Origin of the sequence: Flavobacterium sp. DG1-102-2 (assembly GCF_033042555.1) — a bacterium.
Lineage (GTDB): Bacteria > Bacteroidota > Bacteroidia > Flavobacteriales > Flavobacteriaceae > Flavobacterium.
The window spans coordinates 23,483-47,046 of record NZ_JAWLIK010000005.1; the positions used below are offsets into that span (position 1 = coordinate 23,483).

The 23,564-nt window shown below is 39.5% G+C and carries 21 protein-coding genes; 12 read left to right on the forward strand and 9 right to left on the reverse strand.

Translation table 11 applies throughout. The features are described from left to right. Nucleotide 1 precedes the first annotated feature (1 nt). From R1T16_RS08795 to R1T16_RS08825, 7 genes are all read left to right on the forward strand, one after another. Complete coding sequence (locus R1T16_RS08795; protein ID WP_317500724.1) at nt 2-2,047, forward strand: S41 family peptidase; 2,046 nt, start codon at nt 2-4, stop codon at nt 2,045-2,047. A 352-nt stretch (nt 2,048-2,399) separates the two neighbouring features. Beyond that, complete coding sequence (locus R1T16_RS08800; protein WP_317500725.1) at nt 2,400-3,086, forward strand: hypothetical protein; 687 nt, start codon at nt 2,400-2,402, stop codon at nt 3,084-3,086. 57 nt (nt 3,087-3,143) lie between these two features. Next, nucleotides 3,144-3,854: a YebC/PmpR family DNA-binding transcriptional regulator gene (locus tag R1T16_RS08805; RefSeq protein WP_317500726.1), complete on the forward strand. Its 711-nt coding sequence runs from the start codon at nt 3,144-3,146 to the stop codon at nt 3,852-3,854. A 184-nt stretch (nt 3,855-4,038) separates the two neighbouring features. Then, nucleotides 4,039-4,590, forward strand: coding sequence for an RNA polymerase sigma factor (locus R1T16_RS08810; RefSeq protein WP_317500727.1), 552 nt, complete (start codon nt 4,039-4,041; stop codon nt 4,588-4,590). Then, nucleotides 4,590-5,141, forward strand: a complete 552-nt coding sequence (locus R1T16_RS08815) for a hypothetical protein (RefSeq protein WP_317500728.1) — start codon at nt 4,590-4,592, stop codon at nt 5,139-5,141. The genes R1T16_RS08810 and R1T16_RS08815 overlap by 1 nt, the downstream gene beginning before the upstream one ends. Beyond that, nucleotides 5,122-6,174, forward strand: coding sequence for a hypothetical protein (locus tag R1T16_RS08820; RefSeq protein WP_317500729.1), 1,053 nt, complete (start codon nt 5,122-5,124; stop codon nt 6,172-6,174). The genes R1T16_RS08815 and R1T16_RS08820 overlap by 20 nt, the downstream gene beginning before the upstream one ends. Nucleotides 6,175-6,254: 80 nt before the next feature. Continuing rightward, nucleotides 6,255-6,980, forward strand: a complete 726-nt coding sequence (locus R1T16_RS08825; protein ID WP_317500730.1) for a head GIN domain-containing protein — start codon at nt 6,255-6,257, stop codon at nt 6,978-6,980. Nucleotides 6,981-7,243: 263 nt separating this feature from the next. On the opposite strand, the gene R1T16_RS08830 is transcribed toward R1T16_RS08825, so the two are convergent. Together R1T16_RS08830 and R1T16_RS08835 are read right to left on the reverse strand one after the other, a co-directional pair. Continuing rightward, entirely contained in the window at nt 7,244-8,284 is a 1,041-nt protein-coding gene (locus tag R1T16_RS08830; protein ID WP_317500731.1) for a cysteine synthase family protein, read from the reverse strand. A gap of 78 nt (nt 8,285-8,362) precedes the next feature. After that, nucleotides 8,363-10,495 (reverse strand): S9 family peptidase, encoded by a 2,133-nt coding sequence (locus R1T16_RS08835; protein WP_317500732.1) that lies wholly within the window; start codon nt 10,493-10,495, stop codon nt 8,363-8,365. A gap of 73 nt (nt 10,496-10,568) precedes the next feature. On the opposite strand from R1T16_RS08835, the gene R1T16_RS08840 reads away from it, so the two are divergent. Further along, a complete protein-coding gene (locus R1T16_RS08840; RefSeq protein ID WP_317500733.1) occupies nt 10,569-10,895 on the forward strand; it encodes a YbaB/EbfC family nucleoid-associated protein in 327 nt (108 codons plus the stop codon). A 70-nt stretch (nt 10,896-10,965) separates the two neighbouring features. Here the strand turns inward: R1T16_RS08840 and R1T16_RS08845 are convergent, their stop codons facing one another. Next, nucleotides 10,966-11,991 carry a GntG family PLP-dependent aldolase gene (locus R1T16_RS08845; RefSeq protein ID WP_317500734.1) on the reverse strand — a complete coding sequence of 342 codons (1,026 nt, stop codon included), beginning with the start codon at nt 11,989-11,991 and terminating at the stop codon, nt 10,966-10,968. Nucleotides 11,992-12,041: 50 nt separating this feature from the next. Between R1T16_RS08845 and prfB the strand changes: the two genes are divergently transcribed. The 3 genes from prfB to R1T16_RS08860 all read left to right on the forward strand — a co-directional run bounded on the left by prfB (nt 12,042) and on the right by R1T16_RS08860 (nt 15,545). After that, nucleotides 12,042-13,146 (forward strand): peptide chain release factor 2 gene (prfB, locus tag R1T16_RS08850; RefSeq protein ID WP_317500735.1). Its coding sequence is split into 2 segments (ribosomal slippage): nt 12,042-12,104 and nt 12,106-13,146, totalling 1,104 coding nucleotides; the frame shifts between segments, so codons are not numbered across the junction. 189 nt (nt 13,147-13,335) lie between these two features. Next, the gene (locus tag R1T16_RS08855; protein ID WP_317500736.1) at nt 13,336-14,571 is read left to right on the forward strand and encodes a GAF domain-containing sensor histidine kinase; all 1,236 of its coding nucleotides are present in this window, start codon (nt 13,336-13,338) and stop codon (nt 14,569-14,571) included. A 56-nt stretch (nt 14,572-14,627) separates the two neighbouring features. Continuing rightward, the gene (locus R1T16_RS08860) at nt 14,628-15,545 is read left to right on the forward strand and encodes an AraC family transcriptional regulator N-terminal domain-containing protein (protein ID WP_317500737.1); all 918 of its coding nucleotides are present in this window, start codon (nt 14,628-14,630) and stop codon (nt 15,543-15,545) included. 3 nt (nt 15,546-15,548) lie between these two features. On the opposite strand, the gene R1T16_RS08865 is transcribed toward R1T16_RS08860, so the two are convergent. The 6 genes from R1T16_RS08865 to R1T16_RS08890 form a co-directional block, all read right to left on the reverse strand. After that, nucleotides 15,549-15,923, reverse strand: coding sequence for a DUF779 domain-containing protein (locus R1T16_RS08865; protein WP_317500738.1), 375 nt, complete (start codon nt 15,921-15,923; stop codon nt 15,549-15,551). A gap of 49 nt (nt 15,924-15,972) precedes the next feature. Continuing rightward, on the reverse strand, nt 15,973-17,037 hold the full coding sequence (locus R1T16_RS08870; protein ID WP_317500739.1) for a 2,3-butanediol dehydrogenase: 1,065 nt from the start codon (nt 17,035-17,037) through the stop codon (nt 15,973-15,975). 76 nt (nt 17,038-17,113) lie between these two features. After that, nucleotides 17,114-18,616 carry an aldehyde dehydrogenase family protein gene (locus tag R1T16_RS08875; protein WP_317500740.1) on the reverse strand — a complete coding sequence of 501 codons (1,503 nt, stop codon included), beginning with the start codon at nt 18,614-18,616 and terminating at the stop codon, nt 17,114-17,116. Nucleotides 18,617-18,778: 162 nt separating this feature from the next. Then, nucleotides 18,779-19,690 (reverse strand): phospholipase A, encoded by a 912-nt coding sequence (locus R1T16_RS08880; RefSeq protein WP_317500741.1) that lies wholly within the window; start codon nt 19,688-19,690, stop codon nt 18,779-18,781. Nucleotides 19,691-19,754: 64 nt separating this feature from the next. Continuing rightward, complete coding sequence (locus R1T16_RS08885; protein WP_317500742.1) at nt 19,755-21,032, reverse strand: inorganic phosphate transporter; 1,278 nt, start codon at nt 21,030-21,032, stop codon at nt 19,755-19,757. 20 nt (nt 21,033-21,052) lie between these two features. Then, a complete protein-coding gene (locus R1T16_RS08890; protein ID WP_317500743.1) occupies nt 21,053-21,697 on the reverse strand; it encodes a DUF47 domain-containing protein in 645 nt (214 codons plus the stop codon). A gap of 200 nt (nt 21,698-21,897) precedes the next feature. Between R1T16_RS08890 and R1T16_RS08895 the strand changes: the two genes are divergently transcribed. Next, nucleotides 21,898-23,526, forward strand: a complete 1,629-nt coding sequence (locus tag R1T16_RS08895; protein ID WP_317500744.1) for an acyl-CoA carboxylase subunit beta — start codon at nt 21,898-21,900, stop codon at nt 23,524-23,526. Nucleotides 23,527-23,564: the final 38 nt, after the last annotated feature.

The following is a 23,564-nucleotide window of genomic DNA, read 5'->3' on the forward strand; positions in this document are numbered from 1 at the left end:
TATGAATAAAATACTGGCACTGGCTTTATTAGTAACCTGCACATTGCAGGCGCAAAACAATGTAAAAGCGTGCAGTACATTTTCTAAGATAAATGATATTCTCCAAAAGAGGCATTTTAAACCTAAACCGGTAGACGATAGTCTGTCGGTTTACGTTTTTAATACCGTTATGGAAGAACTTGACGAGAACAAGACCCTGTTCCTTCAGCAGGAATATGATAAGCTCGCCGTTCACAAATACAAAATAGACGATTACGTATTGGCTGGCAATGACTGCTCTTTTTTCTCCGATTTTATATCGGCTTATAAAAGCGCATTGCAGCGCAACCGTGATTTTGTGTTGGAGATTAGTAAAGAACCACTTCCCTATACTACTAAGGACACTATTTATTACTCCAAAAAAAATTATCCTTTTCATACCGATGCGCAGAGGATAAAAAAATTTCTGCGTAAAAAAATAACATACGACATACTTGAAGATGTTGCTAAAATCAGCAAGAATAGGGATTCGTTATCCACGCACATAGAAGCATTAGGCAAAATATCTAAACAGAAAATTTTTGACACTTACCTGTGCAAGCTGGATAATCAGCTGTCTCCTTCGGAAGGGTTTGACTCAAGTGTATACAACCTGTTCTTTTCTACATTCTGTAACTATTTCGATCCGCATTCAACCTACTTTAATTATAACGAAAAAGCTTCTTTTGTTTCGTCGATATCTACAGATAATTATTCGTTAGGACTGTATGTAAGCCAGAACGAAAAAGAAGAGATCATTGTAGAAGAACTCGTTCCCGGAGGCCCTGCCTACCGTACCGAAAAAATAGACAAAGGTGACCAGCTGATTAAACTCGCTGCCAATAATACCGAATATACCGTGTCGTGCACATCACTGGAAGCTATTACAGAAATCGTTTCGTCAGATTCATACAAGCAGGTACAACTTACGCTTCGCAAAAAAGACGGAACTATCTATTCTGTAAGCCTTGAAAAAATAATAATGAAGGTAGATGACCATAGTGTATACAGTTTTGTACTGAGCGACAAAGATCCTGTAGGATACATAAAAATACCAAGCTTTTATACCGCTTTTGATAATGAGTCCAATCGTGGCTGCGCCGATGATGTAGCCAAAGAAGTAGCCAAACTTAAAAAAGACAATATTAAAGGCCTTATCATAGACCTTCAGTATAATGGCGGCGGCTCTATGGATGAGGTTATACGCATGGCAGGCATGTTTATCAACTTTGGCCCGATCGCTATTGTAACCGATAAAAATAAATCCTACAATGTTGTAAAAGATTATAATCGCGGTATGCTGTACAACGGCCCGATGGTTGTTCTTGTAAACGGATTTACAGCATCTGCAAGTGAGTTTTTTGCAGGTGTTATGCAGGATTACAACCGTGCGCTTATTGCAGGCACCACTACACTTGGTAAAGCTACTATGCAGACTATTTTGCCACTTGAAGAAAACAATGACGAAGATTTTGTAAAGGTTACGCTGGATAAGTTTTACCGCGTTACAGGAAAAAGCAGTCAGTACGTTGGCATTGTGCCGGATGTGAAGCTCCCTGCGTTTTTTGACAATCTTTTTCCGCGTGAAAGCAGTATGCCTACAGCGATTAAAAATGACAGCATCAGTTTTAATGTATCTTTTACCAAAATGCCCGATACCAAAAATACAGAGGTTATAGCTCAGAGCAAAGCGAGGACAGGAAAAAACACTGATTTTGAGCTCATAAACACTATTAACGCTCAGATTTACAAATTATATGACAGTAATAAGCAGCCACTTCTTATTACTTTTAAAAATGTCTTTACCGATGTACACAGTATGGATTCCATTTGGAAAGATATAAGTGCCGCGGCCGAAAAACAGCAGGATTTTTCTATTAAAAATACATCTTATGCGGATGACACCCTTAAGTATGATGAATATGGAAAAAGTGCCAATGAATTCAGGATGAAAGCCGCTAAGATTGATGTTTACATTAAAGAAGCTATTAACATTTTAAACGATATTAACCATTATAAAAACCAATAACCAATTTTTACCAACCGATGAAACCAACTTACCACTCGTTCTTTTAATTTCGTTCAATGCCTTTGCTCAGGATTTTAAAGCTCCCGTAGACTACCTTAATTTTATTGGTAAAGAAACCAATACCATTTCGCAAAGTACCTGGAAGTACACTAAAGCAGTTGCACACAGCAAAAGCGCCAGGAAGATTGATGCTACGCGCAAAAATCTGATAAAGTCCATACAGGGTGCCTCTAAAAAAATAGCAGCGGTTAAGGGTGGCTACAAAGGAGATGTAGAATACAAAGACCAGCTTATTAATTATTTTTCGTTACAGGAAAAATATGTAAATGAAGATTATGCGAAGATAATAGATATGCAGGATGTAGCCGAACAATCGTATGATTTTATGGAGGCCTACATCATTGCCCGTGATATGGTAAATGAAAAAATTAATACTGAAATTGAAAAACTAAACACCAATCAAAAAGCTTTTGCCAATAAATACGGCATAACCATTAGTGAAGACCAGTCTGAGTTAGGTAAAAAAATGGCAATATCTAACGAAGTGTTCAAACACCAGTCGGATATGTACCTTATATTCTTTAAAGTTTATATTACCGACATTAATCTTATGAAGGCAATTGAGAAAAAAGATGTGGGTAGTATTCAGCAAAACGCCTCATCGTTAGAACAGTATGCGCTGGAAGGCATTGATAAAATTAAAACAGCCAAGCCCTATAAAAACGACCCGATGCTGGTTAATGCAACTAAGAAGGTTTTAGAATTCTACAAAAAAGAAGCTTTAGAATTTGCCCCCGCAGCAGTAGACTTTGTGATGCTGAACCAAAAAACAGAAGATGCCAAAAAAGCTATGGATAGTAAATCGGCTCCATCTAAAGATGAAGTCGCAGCTTATAATAAGCTTGTAGCTGATGTAAATAAGGCTTTAGGTAACTACAACAAACTGAATACAAAATTTTTTAACGATAAAAACGCCGCAATTACTGCCTGGAATACCGCGAGTGATGGTTTTGTAACAAAACACATTCCAAAAGACTAACTTTGTTTTTGCAAAAACAGGGAATAAGTTTATTTTTGTGCAGCAAACAAAAAAATTATGGGAAGAGCGTTTGAATTTAGAAAAGCCAGAAAAATGAAACGTTGGTCAGCAATGGCAAAAACGTTTACGAGAATTGGTAAAGATATAGTAATGGCCGTTAAAGAAGGCGGACCAAACCCCGAGAGCAATGCGCGTTTAAGGGCAGTAATACAAAATGCCAAGGCAGCAAATATGCCTAAGGATAACGTTGAGAGGGCTATTAAAAAAGCATCTGAAAAAGACTCAGCTAACTTTAAAGAGGTATTGTTTGAAGGGTATGCGCCTCATGGTATCGCAATACTTATAGAAACAGCTACAGATAACAACAACCGCACAGTTGCAAACATCCGCAGTTATTTTAATAAATGTAACGGTACTATGGGAACACAGGGTTCTGTAGAGTTTATGTTTGACCATACCTGTAACTTTCGCATCCCTGCCGAAGGCCGTGACGTGGAAGAGCTTGAGCTTGAGATGATCGACTTTGGCGTGGAAGAGATCTTTGCTGACGAAGACGGGATTGTAATGTATGCCCCGTTTGAAAGCTTTGGAGCAATCCAGAAAGAACTTGAAAACAGAAATATTGAAATACTTTCATCAGGCTTTGAAAGGATTCCGCAAATCACAAAAGAACTTACTGCAGACCAGGTTGCAGACGTTGAGAAACTTCTTGAAAAAATTGAGGAAGATGACGACGTGATGAATGTATACCATACAATGCAGGAGTAACCGAATTGCATTATCATAAATTGAAGCGCCTTTTAAGGCGCTTTTTTATTTAACTTATTACCGAGAAAACAAATAGTTACATTCAAAAAACGATCCTTTAATTACTTTTTGATTAAAATATTTAATGCAAACTGTAACATATTAAATTTGATTCAGTCATTATAATAAACCAGCCAATAAAAGTTTGACAAACGCAGATCAGGATATTAATTCGCTACTGGAACTATGCAGGACGGGAAGCCGTAATGCTCAGTTTGAGGTTTATAACAGGTATTATAAGCCCATGTTCAACACGGCCCTGCGCATCGTGAAGGACAGCCATTGGGCAGAAGATATCATGCAGGAATCGTTTTTGAAAGCTTTTACGAAACTGGACAGTTTTAAAGGTGAGGTTACTTTTGGGGCGTGGTTAAAAAAAATCGTAGTAAACCACAGTATTGATAATTACAAAAAGATCAATAAGCATGACGTTGATCCTTTGGACAATGTACTGTATAAAGTACCGGATGACAATAGCAGCGAAGAGTCTGCTATAGATTTCAGGGATATGAAGGTACAGCAGGTTTTAGCCGCTATACAATCACTCAAGGAAAATTACAGGATAGCGCTAACACTGTTATTTATCGAAGGATATGACCAGGAGGAAATAGGTGAAATTATGGGCATTACCGCAGGCAATACCCGGACAACAATAAGCAGGGCAAAGGAAAGCCTGCTAAAAAAACTGATGGAATAATGGACAGAGAGAATGAAAAATTGAACGAAATTTTTAGTGCCTTAGAAAGCCAGTGGGATATTGAAATGCCTGCTGAAGGGCATCAGGACCGTTTTCTTGACAGGCTGGACAAGAAAAAGAAAACTCCAAAAGGTAAAGGTTTGATATATTGGGTTGCTATGCCGGCAGCTGCAGCAATTGTAATACTGTTAAGCTTATTGTTTATCTACTCACCGGCAGATAATACACAGGTGGCTAAGATTTCGAATAAAACAAAAGAGACGCAGGTATATTTTGCCACAATAATACATAACGAGCTGGCAAAGGTAAAACAGGAAAACACCCCCGAAACAAAACTACTGGTGCAGGATGCGCTGGTAAGGATGCAGCAACTGGAAAAAGATTATGACAAGATAACACATGAGCTTGCCAATAAAGGCGAAAGCAAACAGCTTATCCATGCGATGATAACCAATCTGCAGACGAGAATTTCCTTTTTGGAAGAAGTCCTTGAAAAAATTGAAAACATCAAAAAAATTAAAGAAAATTATCATGAAAACAATCAGGCTTAATATACTATTGCTTTTAGCAATGCTGCTCCCGGGTATAGCAATGGCCGGAGGAAATGACAACATCACTAAAGAAAGAAGAATTGCTAAAACATACATCGTAAATTCCAACGCGGGACTCGAAATCCAAAATCGTTACGGACAGGTATACGTAACAACCTGGGATGAAAACAAAACTTCCATTGAAATACTTATCCGCGTAACCGCAAAAAATGAAGAAACTGTAAATGATCGTCTTAGCTCTATAGATATTGAATTTGATGCTCTTAAATCCCTGATAAAAGCAAAAACCATAATCGGTAATTTTTCGGGCAGAAATGTGAATCTGGAAATTAATTATACTATAAAAATACCTAAAAATGGTAGTGTCAACCTTGATAACCAATACGGATCCATCAAACTAGGCAGTATAAACGGCCCATCTGTTATTAAATGCCAGTATGGAGATGTATATGCCGATGCACTTAACAATAGCGACAATATTGTAAAAATTGAGTATTGTGGTAAATCACTGATAAGTTATATGAAGAACGGCACGGTAAGGGCAGCATATTCATCATTTGAGCTTACACGTGGTGGCAATCTGAACATTAATAGTGATTACACCAATGTAATTGTTGGGCGGATTAACGATATAACTTACAATACAGATTATGGCGATATGAAAATAAATGATGGCGGCAAAATTAGCGGCAATGCCAACTATTCGGGCACAAGGATAGCAAATTTATCATCCCAGCTTAATCTTACTACCAATTACGGTAACGTAAATGTAGGAGCTATCAACAAAAACGCGAAGAATATTGCCATTAATGCGACTTATACAAACGTAAATGTAAAATTTGATGCTTCTTATGCATTTGATTTTGAATACCATCTTGAATACGGAAATCTTGGAGGATCGGCAGGATTAAAATTTACTGAGAAAAAAGAGAAGGAAACATCTGCAAGCTATAAGGGCTACTACAGGAATTCAGGTGAAAACCGCATGTATATTAAAGCAGAATATGGAAATATTAATCTAAGTAAAAATTAAATATCTAAACAATGCAACCATTTATAAAAACATAGCGTCTACATAATATCAATCAAAATCAATCAAAATCAATCATCATCATGAAACGACAGTTATTTTTAATTGCAGTGCTGCTGCTATCGGCGGCAGCATTTGCACAAAACAGCGAAGAAGCTATCACGGCAGATGGAAATACCGTCAAAGATAAAAGAACTATTAACGCCTACTCATCATTGTGCATAAATGGCCCTTTTGAAGTATTGGTTACCGACAGCAGCGACAGTTTTGTCACGCTGGAAGGATCAAAAAACATTGTTGCACTTATAGAGATTAGCGAAGAAAATGGTACACTTTCTATACAGCTGCCAAAAGACCGGAAATTTAAGGCACACAGAAAAAACAAGGTGTACATTAAAATACCTTACAGTACAGCGCTAAACACTATCAAGTTTAATGGATCTGGCGGGCTGGTATGCCGAAAAACAATCAAAAACAATATTAAGGTGCAGCTTGAAGGCTCAGGAAACATAAAACTGAACCTCTATTCTGCTCAAAGCGATGCAAGTGTACTGGGTTCCGGCTCAATAACGCTAACAGGAGCCGTACAGGACTTTAAATGTAAAATTATAGGTTCGGGTAATATACAGGCAGAAAAGCTTGAAACAGCCAATTTGGATGTCGCTGTAACAGGATCAGGCAATGCTTACCTCGCCTGCACTAAAACCATAAAAGGAAATATCAGCGGATCGGGTAATGTTGCCTTTACCGGAGAGCCGGAAAAACAGGATTTAAAAAGATCCGGCACCGGAGATTACAGTGCCTATTAAAAATAAAGATATAAGGGTTAGTATACTTAGGGATCAACGCTGCAATTGCAGCGTTTTTCTTTAAATATACCCATTAATGGGTATTGTGTTATATATGGATTGCCGGTACTTTTGTAAGCTCCTCAATCATACACGCGTGAGTTAGTTAAACAAATAAAGGCTTCTGAAATAAAATTCAGGAGCTTTTTTGATTTAAAACCGTTTGCTTCCAAAAAAAAACTCCCTGCGATGCAGGGAGTTTTTTTATACGTTGTGAGATAGAATTATTTTATAAATTCAATCTTTTGTGCTTCTTCAATATTAACGCTGTCAAAAAAGCCCTGCTCGTTCATCCACTCATCACTAAACACTTTACTCATGTAACGTGAACCGTGGTCAGGGAATATAAGAACTACATTGCTGTTTTCATCAAACTCTCCCAATTCTGCATACTGCTTAACTGCCTGGAAAGTTGCTCCACTTGTGTATCCTACAAAAAGCCCTTCGGTTTTAGCGATATGCCTTGCAGCATGAGCGCTATCTTCGTCTGATACCTTTATAAATTTATCAATTACGTCAAAATCTGTAGCTGTAGGTATAAGGTTTTTACCAAGACCTTCTATTCTGTACGGATAGATCTCTTCGCTGTCAAACTCTTTAGTTTCGTGGTATTTTTTTAGTACGGAACCATAAGCATCCACACCCAATATTTTGATTGCTGGATTTTGCTCTTTAAGGAAACGTGCCGTGCCGGAAATTGTTCCTCCCGTACCGCTGCAAGCGATAAGGTGTGTAATTTTACCGTTTGTCTGTTCCCATATTTCAGGACCTGTAGTTTTATAATGTGCGTCTACATTAAGATCATTAAAGTACTGGTTAATATAAACCGATCCTTTATTTTCTTCATGAAGCCTTTTTGCAACACTGTAATAAGAACGCGGATCATCTGCAGATACATTTGCCGGGCAAACATAGACTTTAGCCCCCATTGCGCGAAGCATATCTATCTTGTCTTTAGATGATTTAGAACTTACTGCAAGTACACAGTCATATCCTTTAATAATGCTTACCATTGCCAGGCTGAAACCTGTGTTACCTGAAGTAGTTTCTATTATGGTGTCTCCCGGTTTCAGGATACCTTTTTTCTCTGCTTCTTCGATAATGTATAGTGCAATTCTGTCTTTTGTGGAATGGCCCGGATTAAAAGCTTCTACTTTAGCGTAAAAATTTCCTTTTAATCCTTCAGTAACTTTGTTGATTTTAATTAGAGGTGTGTTACCAATTAATTCCAACACATTATTATAGGCTTTTATCTCTTCTTTCATAAAAAATAAGTTAGTAAGGTAAACTGCTACAAAGTTTATTGACCTCAAAACCTTGCAAAGCTAACAAAAAAAATTTAATTACTTTTTAATTCCTTCTAAATCTAATAAAAAACTGTATTCTTTTGCAACCTCCTTAAGTGATTCAAAACGCCCTGATGCTCCTCCATGCCCCGCTTCCATATTGGTATCCAGGTATAAAAGCTTGCTTCCTGTCTTTGTAACCCTCAATTTTGCCACCCATTTTGCAGGTTCCCAGTATTGTACCTGAGAATCATGTAAGCCTGTAGTGACTAACATATTTGGATATTCCTGAGCAGTTATATTATCGTAAGGCGAGTACGATTTCATGTAATCGTAATATTTTTTATCATTCGGATTACCCCACTCGTCATATTCACCTGTTGTAAGAGGAATACTATCATCAAGCATTGTAGTTATAACATCTACAAACGGAACCTGTGCAATAACACCATTGTACAGCTGTGGTGCCATGTTTATTATCGCCCCAATTAATAATCCTCCGGCAGACCCACCTTCAGCATATAAGTGTTTAGCAGATGTATATTTTTGATTTATCACGTACTGTGAACAGTCTACAAAATCAGTAAATGTATTTTTCTTCTTAAGTAGTTTTCCGTTATCATACCATTCACGGCCTAAATCTTCTCCCCCACGAATGTGGGCAATAGCATAAATGAAGCCCCTGTCAAGCAGGCTAAGCCTGATAGATGAGAAATAAGCATCCATTGATGCTCCATAAGAACCGTATGCATATAGTAATAAAGGATTTTTACCGTCTTTGGTAATACCTTTTCGGTATATCATAGAGATAGGCACCTTAGTACCATCTTTTGCAGTAGCCCATACCCTTTCTTCAACATAATTATTCTTATCGAATTTACCGCCAAGAACGGCCTGCTCCTTAAGAACGGTCTTCTCTTTGGTCTTCATATTGAAATCTATTACAGACGATGGCGTAGCCAGTGACTGGTAACTATATCTCAGGATATCGGTATCAAAATCGGGATTTGCAGACGTTCCTGCAGTATAGGTTTCGCTTTCAAACGGCAGGTAGTACTCCCCTTTTCCATTCCATGGGCGAATTCGTATTGTATTAAGTCCGTTACTGCGTTCAGAAACCACAAGATAATCTTTAAAGATATCTATATCTTCAAGAAGCACATCATTGCGGTGTGCGATAAGGTCTGTCCAGTTATCCTTGCCTGTTTTACCCTCGGGCGTAATCATTAGTTTGAAGTTGGTCGCCTTATCCTTATTGGTCACGATATACCAGCTATCTCCAAAGTGAGAAATGCTGTATTCTAAGCCTCTGGTTCTTTTTTGGAATATTTCAAACTCATCGTCAGGCTTTTTAGCATCAAGAATCCTAAATTCGCTGGTAAGTGTACTGCTTGAACCGATAACCAGGTATTTTTTAGATTTCTCCTTATAGATAAACGCACTGTAGGTATCGTCTTTTTCATGAAACACTAAAGTATCGTCTTTTACATCTGCGTCAAGCTTATGTTTGTAAACTTTGTCAGAACGAAGTGTAACCTCATCTTTGCGAGTATAAAACAATGTATTGTTATCTCCGGCCCATGTAGAACCACCTGTGGTATTTTCTATCTTAAAAGGAAGTACTTCGTTTGTTTCAAGGTTTTTAACCTGGATGGTAAACTGCCTCCTTGAAACAGTATCAACACCAAAGGCTGCCCATTTATTATCTTCACTTATATTAAGCCCACCCAGCTGAAAATAAGAATGCCCTTTTGCCATTTCGTTGCAATCAAACAGTATTTCTTCTTTAGCGTCGAGGGTGCCTTTTTTACGTGCGTATATTGGGTAATCTTTTCCGGTTTCGTAGCGGGTAATGTAATAATAGCCGTTATAAAAATAAGGTACAGATGAATCGTCTTCTTTGATCCTGCCTTTCATTTCTGCAAAAAGATCCTTCTGGAATTCTTTTTGGTCGGCGGTCATTGTATTATAGTAGGTGTTTTCTTTGTTAAGATAATCTATTACCTCCGGGTTTTCTCTTTCGTTAAGCCAGTAATAGTTATCAGTTCTAACGTCGCCATGCTTTTCAAGTTTCTTAGGTTTGACGGTAGCCAGCGGCGGAGAAATTGTTTCGGTCATCTTCTTTTTATTAGATTGCGCATTCGCTGCAAAAATAACACAAACACAACTTAAAAGTACGTGTTTTTTCATTTGTTTTCAGGTTAGCATATAACTCTGCAATTTAATACTTTTGCAATATAATCATATAATAAAATTCATAAAAATGTTTGGAGATATCATGGGAATGATGGGCAAACTTAAAGAAACCCAGCAAAAAATTGAAGAGACTAAAAAAAGGCTTGACACTGTTCTTATCGATGAGCAGAGCAATGACGGATTATTAAAGGTTACCATTACGGCAAACCGCAGCATCAGGTCTATAACCATAGACGATTCTTTATTAGAAGACAAAGAGCAACTGGAAGATTATCTGGTATTGGTTCTTAACAAAGCTATAGCAAAAGCTACAAATGTAAACGAAGCTGAACTTGCTGCTGTTGCACAGGATGGCATGCCGAATATCCCGGGATTAGACGGAATGTTTAAATAGAAAAGTTGCAGAGTAACAAAGTTTCAAAGTTGCAGAGTATTAAAACTTTGCTGCTTTGAAACTTTGCTGCTTAAAAGCTCAGCTTTTGCAGTGTCTCTATGACATAATTATGCATCACTTCCTTATAATCAAGATGCGTAACGATACGCAGCTTTCCTTTCCCTAAAGAACTTATAAATATGCTTTTCTGCTTTAGTTTTTCCATCAATGCGGATTCGCTATATTGTGGCTTAACTGAAAAGATAAGAATATTGGTTTCTACCGGTTCTACCTTTTCTACCCAGGGTAGCTGCTGAAGGAAATTAGCCAGCTGTTTTGCCCTTCTGTGATCTTCCTCCAGTCGGCCAACATTATTTTGTAACGCATATAGTCCTGCCGCCGCAAGGTATCCTGCCTGACGCATACCGCCGCCAAACACTTTACGAATCCTGATTGCCTTATTGATATGTTCCTGCCTGCCTACTAAAAGCGAACCCACAGGCGCACCTAATCCTTTTGACAGACATACTGAAATAGTATCAAACAATCCACCAAACTGTTTAGGATGCTGCCTTTTTGCTACCAATGCGTTCCATAAACGGGCGCCATCAAGATGATAGGCCAGTTTATTGGTTTTGCATACATCGCTTATTTCCATAAGGGTCTGCAGATCATAGCATGCTCCTCCGCCTTTATTGGTAGTATTTTCTATCGTTACAAGGCTTGTTAACGGACTGTGGTAAAAGTCGGGCGGGTTTATGGCTTCTACAACCTGATTGGCTGTTATCATGCCACGGTTACCATCTATCAAACGGCTTGAAACACCGCTGTTAAAGGCTATACCACCACCTTCGTAATTAAATACGTGCGACCATTTATCGCATATCAGTTCGTCACCCGGGTTTGTATGTAATTTTATTGCTGTCTGGTTTGCCATGGTGCCCGAAGGAAAAAAAAGCGCAGCCTCCATCCCAAAAAGATCGGCTACTGTTTCTTCGAGCTGAACAACGGTAGGATCCTGTTTATAAACATCATCGCCCACTTTTGCCCTGAACATCTGCTGAAGCATTTCATGCCCGGGACGGGTTACCGTGTCACTTACTAAATTTATTTCCATATTATTGAAAAGGATAGCTTATTTTTGCTTAATACAAAACTACATTATTTATGACAAATACCGAACAAATAAAAGGTATTATAGAGCGTCTTGGTGCGCTGAGGAGGTATCTTTGACATCGACAGAAAGTTAATTGAAATAACAAACGAAGAAGAGAAGACTTTTGCACCTGACTTTTGGAATAACGCCAAACAGGCCGAAATCATTGTAAGAGACCTGCGATCTAAGAAAAAGTGGGTGGAAGATTATGAAAAAGGCAATGCCATGGCCGAAGAACTCCAGATCATCTACGAATTTTACAAAGAAGGCGATGCTACCGAGGAAGAACTCGACAATCATTATAAGGCAACAATTGCCCATATTGAAAATCTCGAGTTTAAAAACATGCTATCCGATGAAGGCGACAGCCTGAGTGCCGTAGTACAGATCACCGCGGGTGCCGGAGGTACAGAAAGCTGTGACTGGGCATCTATGCTTATGCGTATGTATATGATGTGGGGCGAAAAAGAGGGCTATAAGATCAAGGAGCTTAACTTTCAGGCGGGGGAGGTTGCCGGTATTAAAACAGTAACCCTTGAGTTTGAAGGTGATTATTCTTTTGGTTACCTAAAAGGCGAGAACGGCGTTCACCGACTGGTGCGTATTTCTCCTTTTGACAGTAATGCAAAACGCCATACTTCATTTGCATCTGTTTATGTGTATCCGCTTGCCGATGATACTATTGAGATCGAGATAAGCCCGTCTGACATTTCGTGGGAAACCATGCGTTCCAGCGGTGCAGGAGGACAAAATGTAAATAAGGTAGAAACGGCGGTGCGCCTTCGCCACCACCCTACCGGAATCATCATTGAAAACTCCGAAACACGATCGCAGCTTGACAATAAGACCAAAGCCATGCAATTGCTTAAATCGCAGTTATATGAAATTGAGCTTAAAAAACGTCAGGCCGTTCGAGATGAGATCGAGGCCAATAAGATGAAGATTGAGTGGGGTTCGCAGATACGTAACTACGTTATGCATCCGTATAAACTGGTTAAAGATGTAAGAACACAATTTGAAACCAGCGATGTAGAAGGCGTAATGAACGGACATATTGATGAGTTCCTGAAAGCCTACCTTATGATGATGGGCCAAAAGACCGAAGAAGAACAATAATTACGTAAAAGTGATGACCTAAATACCTCGTGATCATGTCATGAGGTATTTTGTTTTTAATATGTTCTGCCTTACAAAATCATGCAACTTTTGTTACAACCTCATGTTTTAACATTTATTTAGTGAAAATTTGCCGTATTTTCACGGTAGAATTAATTCAACTCTACCTAACATCCCGAATAACCATCTATGAGCTATAAAAAGCCTGTTTATTACATGCCGAGCAATGAAGACCTTAGGCTTGAAAAGCTTAGGGACTACCAAATATTGGATACACATTCTGAAGATGCGTTTGATAAGATTGCACTTATGGCATCACAGGTATTCAATTGCCCAAGCTCCTTTATAACTTTTGTAGATGAAAAAAGGGCCTTTCTGAAATCTAACCTCAGCTCGCTTCCTATTAATGAAGTGGAAAGAGAGGGCACGCTTGCAAGTATCGCAATACTAAACGACGAGGTTACACTTTTCAATAACACACTGGATCATCCTGAATTAGTAGACAGCACTTTTGTAAAAGGTGAAGATGGGGTTCGTTTTTATGCAGGGGCACCTATAAAGTCACCTGAAGGTTATAATGTAGGCGTAATATCAGTAGCAGATTCCGTTCCAAGAGAAGCTACAGCACAGCAGATTGATATGCTGAAAACACTGGCTAAAATAATAGTTGACAAACTGGAAAACAGGCTGCGTTATCGTAAATCGATAGAATCGCAGATCAACCTGATGAACATAGCTCTTCACGAGATCAAAAACCCGTTGGCTTCTATAAGCCTTGCTAACGATGTGATACGTAAAGATATCGCTACAGCACCACGTATGACAGACATGATAAAATCGTCTGTTGGCATTATGCAGAAAAGGCTGGCTAACCTTCTTACACAATCTGAGCTTGAAGAGAAAGACATGACACTGTCTATTGAAGAAATAGATGTGAAAGATATGTTCACAAGGCTTCTGAATAACTTTGAACTGCTGGCAGGCAGAAAAAAACAGGTTATTGAGCTGCATTGCGAAGACACCCTCCCTAAACTGGAAGGTGATAAATCTAAAATATCAGATGTACTGCACAACCTGCTTAGTAATGCTATAAAATATTCTTACCACAATACCAGTATAAAGGTATCGGCGCGAGAAGCCGGAAACTATATGCATATCGAAGTTAAAGATGAAGGCCAGGGACTTAATTTTGACGACATCCAAAAGCTTTTCAATAAGTTTGCTAAACTTAGTTCTAAGCCTACAGGCAAAGAAACATCTAACGGATTAGGACTTTCCATATCAAAATCGTTTATAGAGCTTCACAGGGGTAATATTTATGCAATGAGCCCGGGAAAAGACAAAGGTACAACGTTTATAGTGTCGCTTCCGCTGAAGTTTGTAAGGACCAACGATATCGAAACTGTTGCTGAATTTAACTCCTAAAATTTCGCTGCATCGTTAAAAATCCGTAATTTAAGGGCACTTAAAATTACAGGATTATGAACAATCGCAGGGCATTGCTCGAAACGCCATCGCTTACCGTTGAAAAATCACTAAAAACATTAGTAGAGAACAGGACCGTTTATTCTCTTGAAAACTGCGAACTCAATCTTTTTGAGACGTATCAGGAATCTATACTTGTTCCACTAAAATTCAACGACCTTGTAGTAACGAGTATGCTGCGGGGTAAAAAAGTAATGCACCTTTTTGATGATCCCAGCTTTGAATATCTTCCCGGAGAAACTGTTATCGTTCCCGGTAACGTAGAAATGAAGATTGATTTCCCTGAAGCTTCTGCCAGCAATCCTACCCAATGCCTTGCCTTAGCCATAGACCACAACAAAATAAGCGATACACTTGATTTTCTTAACGAACGATATCCTAAAGAAGATGAGTTATGGAAGCTCAATCACGAAAATTACTTTTTTTACAATAATACTGAACTCGCAACTACCATCAATAAGCTTATTCGCGAGTGCATGAGCTTTTCGGTAACAAAAGATGCACTGGCAGACCTGGCACTACAGGAGCTGCTAATAAGGATAATCCAAACCCAGACAGCACAACGTGCCGATGAAGACGCCTCGATTGATACCAATAGTGTAATTTATACTATTACAGAATTCATCCGAAAAAATATAACCTCAAGCATAAGCCTGAAAGACCTTAGCGAGAAGGCATGCATGAGCACCACCTCTTTTTATCGCTATTTTAAAAGGGAATTAGGTATGAGCCCCATAGAATTTATACTAAATGAAAAGATAAAACAAGCCAAGAAATTGCTTAAAAATCCGGGAATCCAGATAAACGAAGTGTGTTTCATGGCAGGTTTTGATGACTGCAACTATTTTATAAGACTGTTTAAAAAGTACGAAGGCATTACACCTAAGCAATATCAGTTGTTACATGTTGCCTAACTTCTAGTCTTCAAGAAAGCTTACCGGTTCAAGGTCTTTAGCTTCTTCTTCGGTAAAAAGCCTTGACTCTATCATAAAGCGTTTGCCTAAAGGAATTTCGAGCGAAAAGCTTGCTCCCCTGCCATCAATGGCATTTAGCGTTAAATGGGTATGCTTCCAGTATTCAAACTGGTCTTTGCTCATCCAGAATTCGCAGTCTTGAATTATACCAAGGCATACATCGCTGTAGCCCAGTTTAAAATCTCCTTTTTCAAAACACATTGGTTGAGAACCATCGCAGCATCCGCCGCTTTGGTGAAACATCAGTTCACCATAACGCTCTTTAAGCTCTGCTATGAGATCATCTGCCTGTGGGGTACTGTCGATTCTCTTGTACATAATAAAAAAATTAAAAACAGGGCCAAATATATTGACCCTGTAATTATTGTTATCCGTTAATATCCACTAATATCTTTACCTGCGATGGATTTGACACCAGGGCTTCAAAACCATCGGCAACAATATTATCCAGTTTAATTTTTTGGGTAACCAGTTTTTCTACCGGCATACGCCCGGAGTCGATAAGGTTTATAACCTGTGGAAATATATTCCTGTAAGCAATGATGCCCTTAACCGTAATTTCACGCACTACCTGATCAAAAGCATCATGGGTGACCGGCTTACCAAAAAGTGCTACAAGAACAGCGGTACCGCCATTTCTCAAGCTTTTCAATCCGTTGTCGTAGGTTGCCTGAACGCCGGCAGCATCAAGAAACACATCGGCTCCGCCGTTAGTAAGTTTTTTAACCTGTGCAGGAATATCTTCGCTTTTGCCATTTATTACATGTGTGGCTCCTACTTCAGTTGCTTTTTCAAGGCGTTTGTCGGCAACATCAACAACTATAACATTTGGCGAACCCGCAGCGATAGCTGCCTGTACACACAATAAACCTATAGGACCTGCTCCAAAAATAACGCAGGAGTCTCCTAAACTTAAACCACTTTGCAAAACGGCGTATACAGCAACAGCTGCAGGCTCTACCAATGCTCCCTGTTCAAAACTCATGGTATCAGGTATCTTATGTACCATATAATCTTCTACAACCGTATATTTTGCAAAACCTCCGTTTGATGTCAGCCCCACAAAACCAAGTGGTTCAGAAAGGTTATATTCGCCATTAGCAATAAACGGACTGTCCGGATTTTTGAATAATGGCTCTACCACTACCCTGTCACCCGGTTTTACATTTGTAACACCCTCACCTATTTCACTTACAATACCTGAAAACTCGTGCCCAAGAGTTGTGACACCCTGATGGCCGTTTAACGGGTATGGTTTATCAACAGGAATAAGCATTGGGCCATGTGTATACTCATGCAAGTCAGACCCACAAATCCCTGTAAATTGTACTTCGATCTTAACTTGTTTTTTTCCGGCAGCAGGTATCTCGGCCTGTTCGACCCTGATATCTTTTGCAGCATGCCAGCGTGCCGCTTTCATCGTATTTGACATTGTAATAAAAATTTTAGAATATAGTAAACAGCAGCGAGGCTGCCCAAGGGCAGCCCCAAAACCAAACAATAGAATTTTAAAAGAAACCCAGTTTATTTTTATCGTAAGAGATAAGCATATTTTTAGCCTGCCTGTAGTGCTCCAGCATCATTTTATGGTTCTCACGGCCAAAGCCTGATTTTTTGTATCCACCGAAAGGCGCATGTGCAGGATAGGCGTGATAGTTGTTAACCCAAACCCTACCCGCTTTTATTGCTCTTGGTACCTGATACAACTCATGCGCATCTCGTGTCCACACCCCTGCTCCTAGTCCGTAAAGGGTATCGTTTGCAATTTCAATGGCTTCTTCGGTAGTTTTAAAAGTAGTCACACATACTACAGGACCAAAGATTTCCTCCTGGAATATCCTCATTTTGTTGTGTCCTTTAAAGATGGTTGGCTGAATATAGAAACCTCCGCCTAGTTCACCTTCAAATTGGTTTACTTCGCCACCTGTCAGCACTTCAGCACCTTCTTCCTTACCAATCTTCAGGTACGATTTTATCTTTTCAAACTGGTCGTTAGATGCCTGCGCACCCATAGCAACGGTTTTATCCAGTGGGTGTCCAATCTTGATAGCTTTGGTACGCTCAATTACCCTGGCGATAAATTTATCATAGATATCTTCGTGAACGAGCATACGCGACGGGCATGTACACACCTCGCCCTGGTTAAGAGCAAACATTACAGCGCCTTCTATAGCTTTATCAAAAAAGGCATCGTCTTCATCGGCTACCGATTTAAAGAAGATATTTGGAGACTTGCCACCAAGTTCCATTGTAGAAGGGATAATATTTTCTGCAGCATACTGCATGATAAGGCGGCCAGTTGTGGTTTCTCCCGTAAATGAAACTTTAGATATCTTAGGCGATGTTGCCAATGGCTTACCTGCTTCTACACCAAAACCATTTACAATATTTATCACTCCTGGCGGCACAACATCTTTAAGAAGTTCCATTAATACTATAATAGAAACAGGAGTCTGTTCTGCAGCTTTTACCACCGTACAATTACCCGCAGCAATGGCTGGGGCAATTTTCCATGTTGCCATTAATAGCGGAAAGTTCCATGGTATGATTTGCCCTACTACGCCAAGCGGTTCGTGGACTACTATACTAACTGTATTTTCATCATGTTCTGCGATCGTACCTTCTTCCGCACGGATTACACCCGCAAAATAACGGAAATGGTCTATACATAGCGGTAAATCGGCAGCAAGCGTTTCACGGATAGCCTTACCGTTATCTATAGCCTCTACGGTAGCCAGATATTCAAGATTAGCCTCCATAACATCGGCAATCTTGTTTAGCACATTACTGCGAAAGGCGGGAGAGGCTTTTCCCCAGGTCTTGAATGCCTCATGTGCAGCATCAAGCGCTAAATCTACATCTTCTTTAGTAGAGCGTGCCGCCTTTGCAAATACTTTTCCATCAATTGGCGATACGTTATCAAAGTATTCACCCTTAACCGGAGGTACAAATTTACCTCCAATAAAATTATCGTATTTATCCTTAAAATCAGGACGTTTAGCAATACTCATAAGTCTTTTCGTTTATTTGTTGTATCCCAAAGTTAGCCTACTATAACGATAAAGTATAGCACTAATCTTTCAATCGATAGCACAAATCTGACACACTGCTATTTTAATCGGCATAAAATAAAATGTATCAAAAAACGAAAAGCAGAGATTTTCAATTTGGTGTTATAACCATTCCACGAGAGATACACCTATCCCTACGGTTGTCTGTAAGTTATTGTAGTCTATAAGCGTCTCACCATAGCCATGGGTAAACATTACATATCCTTTCAGGTTCCCTTTTATAGTTCGCGCCCACGAAAGCTCTATACTGCCTTTCATGTGACGGTTAAAACTGAAGTTTGGAGCAATTACCGCTGAAAATGTATCGATGCCCCTTGAATATATTATGGTTGCGTCGCCATAGCCCAAATAGCGGCATATCTTAGGGTTATCATCTATATCATCGGGCATTCTGTACCATGCGCGAAGATAAGCCTGCCAGTCGCCACTTTCGAAACCTGCATGCGCAATGATCCTGTTCCAGCTTCTGGTTAAAGGATAAGCACGGCCATTAGACTGATGGTTAAATGATATACCTGCCATGCGGCCTTTAATTCCAAACAAGCTGTAATTAGTGGCAAAATTAAGAATGACCTCAGGCTCATAATTCATTTCCCTGAATGGTCTTGATAGGGTGGCATTATATACCTGCCAATGCGCTTTTTGTGTATAAGCACCCCACAAATCGCCGTGGCCCCAAAATATTCCCTGAAGCACTTTAACTTTAAAACTAATCTGAAATTTAGCCTCCAGATTATTAAGGTTTTGGTTTTCGGCCTCATATTCTGGAGAAGGGTTACCGCTCACAGGCTTACCATTAGGCTCACTTGACCAGCGTAACGGCAGTATGTAAACCGGCTTGTAAGGTGTAATAACAAAAGTTCCGTTACCGGTTAAGGTATTAAGCTCCCATCGCTGGGACATTGATCTGGTGCGTTCATTATTAAATATTGAATTTTTAGCCTGCCCGGTCATTAACAAAGGAATAAATGTGAGGGCAGCTAAAGCTAAAACAGTCCTAAAAGAGAATGGCATACATTTGTGTTTTAACAAATGTATGCCATTTAAGAGTTGGTATATATTTAGGAAATCCTAAATTTTATAAGAATAAGCTTAATACATAATAAACTAGTGCTGCAAGAAGTGCAGACACCGGTATTGTAAGTACCCATGCCCAAATAAGGCTTACTGTAACACCCCATCGTACTGCCGATACACGTTTTGTAAGGCCTACACCAATAATAGACCCTGTAATGGTATGTGTTGTACTTACCGGGATTTTAAGGTGCTCCGTAAAGTATAATGTTAAGGCTCCTGCAGTCTCTGCGGCAACACCTTCAAAAGATGTTACTTTAGTGATTTTTGACCCCATTGTTTTAACGATTTTCCATCCACCACTTAATGTACCTAATGCAATTGCAGAATAACACGCTAGCGGTATCCATGCAGGCATCTGCCCTTCTGTATCTCCCTGCGGAAGCACAACATTAAGCCATTCCGGTAAACTTTCCTGAGCTTTGCCCGAAGTATGGATATAAACAGCAACGGCAGCTGCAATAATACCCATTACTTTTTGAGAGTCGTTACCACCGTGTCCAAGACTGAACGATGCCGATGATAACAGCTGCATCCTTTTAAGCCATGATTCGGCTTTGCTGTGGGTAAGGCTGCTAAATAGTAAACAGAATATACTAACTGACAGCACGATAAAACCTACCAAAAGCCATTTAATGTTATGCGGCTCAAAAGCAACACTCCAAAAATGAGAGTCAAAACGTGGTTTCGATATTTCGTCATACATTTTTAACTGCACAGCCACAAACCAAATGGTAACAAGCATCAATGCTCCTGTAAAAAGTTTAGGATATATACTCTTTTTCGAAGAATTTAATAACCATATAGATATAAGGTACGATGCAATAGCACCTAATAACGGTGCTAAAACAATAAAAGCAATAATAATAAGTACACCAGATGGCATCCCGCCGTCTTTACCGGGTGTGTACCATGATACGACATTAAAACCCGCATGCGCAATAGCAGCACCTGCAAAACCACCGATAAGCGTATGGGATGAACTTGATGGAATTCCTAACCACCACGTAAGAAGATTCCAGCAAATAGCTGCAATAACCCCTGCAAGGATAACCACAAGGTTAATATCCATAGTATGGGCGGTTTTTGCTACCGTATCGGCAACTCCAAAACCAAAGACCCAGTAGGCCAAAAAGTTAAAGAAAGCTGCCCAAAGTACCGCCTGAAACGGCGTAAGTACTTTTGTAGCAACAACAGTTGCTATAGCATTCGCCGCATCGTGGAAACCATTTATGTAGTCGAATATTAATGCTAAAACAATAATAGTTATAAGTAGCGTCATAGTATACGTAAAGGGTTTGTTTATGAATGTTTTACCGCGATAGACTCCAGCACGTTCGCAACACCCTTACATTTATCAGCAGCTGATTCAAGAGAAGAAAGCACTTCTTTATATTTGATGATGTTCTTAGCATCAGTTTCGTTTTCAAATATATCGGCAACAGCTTTATCAAATACATTGTCTGATTTGTTTTCAAGCTTGTTTATCCTTTTGCAGGCATCTGCAATACCTTTAAGGTTTTTCATGTCTTTAAGATCTGTAACAGCTACGTGTATAAGCTGGCAGCTCTCGAGCGTAATTTCCGTCATTTTTCTGATAGATTTTGTAATTTTTTCTACCTGGTACAATCTCATCCTGTTAGCAGCACCATAAAGGTAATCTGCAACGTTATCTATAGCAGAGATAAGCGCGTGGATATCTTCCCTGTCAAATGGAGTGATAAAGTTACGGCTAAGCTCAAGATTAGTCTGGTGTGCTATTTCTTCAATTACCGCTTCAAGTTCCTCAATTTTCTTAAAATATGCTTCCCTTTCTTCTTTAGGAGCGTTTATCGCTTCGTGAAGGGTTTCAGCAAGGATTACAAGATTAGAAGTTGCCTGTTCAAAAAGTGGAAAAAATTTCTTGTCTTTTGGTACAAGAAACTGGAAGATACTGTTTATAGACATTATTTTTCGTGTTTTATGGCGCAAATGTACCTCTCCAATGTTAAGAAATGGTTAACTAATTATGAATATGGGGTTATTAATTTTAACGAATTGCTAACACAGACAAACAAAGGAATTCTCAATAATTCGTATATATATCAAACGTTTTCGTATTTTTGGCAGACAAAAATTACATTCACACTACAAATATACAACAGATCATGGATATTAACTTCAATAAAAACGAAGATCACAATAAACTGTTATTATCAGAATTTAAACAGAAGCTTGCTAAGGTTAAGCTTGGAGGAGGCGAAAAACGTATCGAGAAACTTCATGGTGAAGGCAAAATGACTGCTCGTGAACGTATTGATTATCTGTTAGATAAAGATTCTAAAAGTATAGAAATAGGTGCCTTTGTAGGCGACGGAATGTACGCCGAGCATGGCGGATGCCCATCCGGCGGTGTTGTGATAAAAATAGGCTATGTACTCGGAAAACAATGTATAGTTGTAGCTAATGATGCTACTGTTAAGGCTGGTGCATGGTTTCCTATTACAGGAAAGAAAAACCTTCGTGCCCAGGAAATTGCGATGGAAAACCGTTTACCTATCATTTACCTCGTAGACAGTGCCGGTGTTTACTTACCGCTCCAGGACGAGATTTTTCCTGACAAGGAGCACTTTGGGCGTATCTTCCGAAATAATGCCATCATGAGCAGCATGGGCATAACGCAGATCGCTGCCGTTATGGGAAGCTGTGTTGCCGGTGGTGCTTACCTGCCTATAATGAGCGATGAAGCCCTTATTGTAGATAAAACTGGTAGTATCTTCCTCGCCGGAAGCTATCTTGTGAAGGCTGCCATTGGCGAAAGCATAGACAATGAAACCCTTGGTGGCGCTACAACGCACTGCGAAATATCGGGTGTTACAGATTACAAAGCTAAAGACGATAAAGATGCTCTGGACACGATCAAGAATATTATTGACAAAATAGGCGATTACGACAAAGCAGGCTATAACCGCATTAAGGCCGAAAAGCCTGTGCTGCCGGAACAGGATATTTACGGCATTATCCCAAAACTGCGTACTGAACAATATGACATGATGGAAATCATAAAACGCCTTGTTGACAACAGCGAATTTGAAGAATACAAGGCCGGTTATGGACAGACTATCATTACAGGTTATGCACGTATTGATGGATGGGCTGTAGGTATCGTAGCCAACCAGCGTAAGGTTGTAAAATCTAAAAAAGGTGAAATGCAGTTTGGCGGTGTTATATACTCTGACAGCGCCGATAAAGCCACTCGTTTTATTGCAAACTGTAATCAAAAGAAGATTCCGTTAGTATTCCTTCAGGATGTTACCGGATTCATGGTTGGCTCAAAATCAGAGCATGGCGGGATTATTAAAGATGGTGCCAAAATGGTAAACGCAGTAAGCAACTCGGTCGTACCTAAGTTTACAGTTGTAGTGGGTAATTCTTATGGTGCGGGTAACTATGCCATGTGCGGTAAGGCATATGACCCAAGGCTTATATTTGCATGGCCAAGTGCAGAGCTTGCGGTTATGGGCGGCACTCAGGCAGCTAAGGTTTTATTGCAGATTGAAGCTTCATCGCTTAAAGCAAGAGGCGAAGAAATTACCCCTGAAAAAGAAGCTGAGCTATTTGATAAGATCAAAGCGCGTTATGATGCACAGGTATCTCCTTATTATGCTGCATCACGCCTGTGGACAGACGCTATTATCGATCCGCTTGATACGAGGACATGGATCTCCATGGGTATTGAAGCGGCTAACCATGCCCCTATCGAGAAACAATTTAACCTTGGCGTTATACAGGTTTAATTAGCAAAAAAAATATCAATAAAGGCAGTATGAGTTAT

Excerpts from the sequence above, each read along its gene's own strand:
- R1T16_RS08840 (WP_317500733.1), top strand. The coding sequence starts at position 10,569 with ATGTTTGGAGATATCATGGGAATGATGGGCAAACTTAAAGAAACCCAG.
- R1T16_RS08820 (WP_317500729.1), top strand. The coding sequence starts at position 5,122 with ATGAAAACAATCAGGCTTAATATACTATTGCTTTTAGCAATGCTGCTC.
- R1T16_RS08815 (WP_317500728.1), top strand. The coding sequence starts at position 4,590 with ATGGACAGAGAGAATGAAAAATTGAACGAAATTTTTAGTGCCTTAGAA.
- R1T16_RS08895 (WP_317500744.1), top strand. The coding sequence starts at position 21,898 with ATGGATATTAACTTCAATAAAAACGAAGATCACAATAAACTGTTATTA.
- R1T16_RS08805 (WP_317500726.1), top strand. The coding sequence starts at position 3,144 with ATGGGAAGAGCGTTTGAATTTAGAAAAGCCAGAAAAATGAAACGTTGG.
- R1T16_RS08835 (WP_317500732.1), bottom strand. The coding sequence starts at position 10,495 with ATGAAAAAACACGTACTTTTAAGTTGTGTTTGTGTTATTTTTGCAGCG.
- R1T16_RS08890 (WP_317500743.1), bottom strand. The coding sequence starts at position 21,697 with ATGTCTATAAACAGTATCTTCCAGTTTCTTGTACCAAAAGACAAGAAA.
- R1T16_RS08870 (WP_317500739.1), bottom strand. The coding sequence starts at position 17,037 with ATGTCAAATACGATGAAAGCGGCACGCTGGCATGCTGCAAAAGATATC.
- R1T16_RS08845 (WP_317500734.1), bottom strand. The coding sequence starts at position 11,991 with ATGGAAATAAATTTAGTAAGTGACACGGTAACCCGTCCCGGGCATGAA.
- R1T16_RS08795 (WP_317500724.1), top strand. The coding sequence starts at position 2 with ATGAATAAAATACTGGCACTGGCTTTATTAGTAACCTGCACATTGCAG.
- R1T16_RS08885 (WP_317500742.1), bottom strand. The coding sequence starts at position 21,032 with ATGACGCTACTTATAACTATTATTGTTTTAGCATTAATATTCGACTAC.
- R1T16_RS08855 (WP_317500736.1), top strand. The coding sequence starts at position 13,336 with ATGAGCTATAAAAAGCCTGTTTATTACATGCCGAGCAATGAAGACCTT.
- R1T16_RS08830 (WP_317500731.1), bottom strand. The coding sequence starts at position 8,284 with ATGAAAGAAGAGATAAAAGCCTATAATAATGTGTTGGAATTAATTGGT.
- R1T16_RS08880 (WP_317500741.1), bottom strand. The coding sequence starts at position 19,690 with ATGCCATTCTCTTTTAGGACTGTTTTAGCTTTAGCTGCCCTCACATTT.
- R1T16_RS08875 (WP_317500740.1), bottom strand. The coding sequence starts at position 18,616 with ATGAGTATTGCTAAACGTCCTGATTTTAAGGATAAATACGATAATTTT.
- R1T16_RS08800 (WP_317500725.1), top strand. The coding sequence starts at position 2,400 with ATGCAGGATGTAGCCGAACAATCGTATGATTTTATGGAGGCCTACATC.
- R1T16_RS08865 (WP_317500738.1), bottom strand. The coding sequence starts at position 15,923 with ATGTACAAGAGAATCGACAGTACCCCACAGGCAGATGATCTCATAGCA.
- R1T16_RS08860 (WP_317500737.1), top strand. The coding sequence starts at position 14,628 with ATGAACAATCGCAGGGCATTGCTCGAAACGCCATCGCTTACCGTTGAA.
- R1T16_RS08825 (WP_317500730.1), top strand. The coding sequence starts at position 6,255 with ATGAAACGACAGTTATTTTTAATTGCAGTGCTGCTGCTATCGGCGGCA.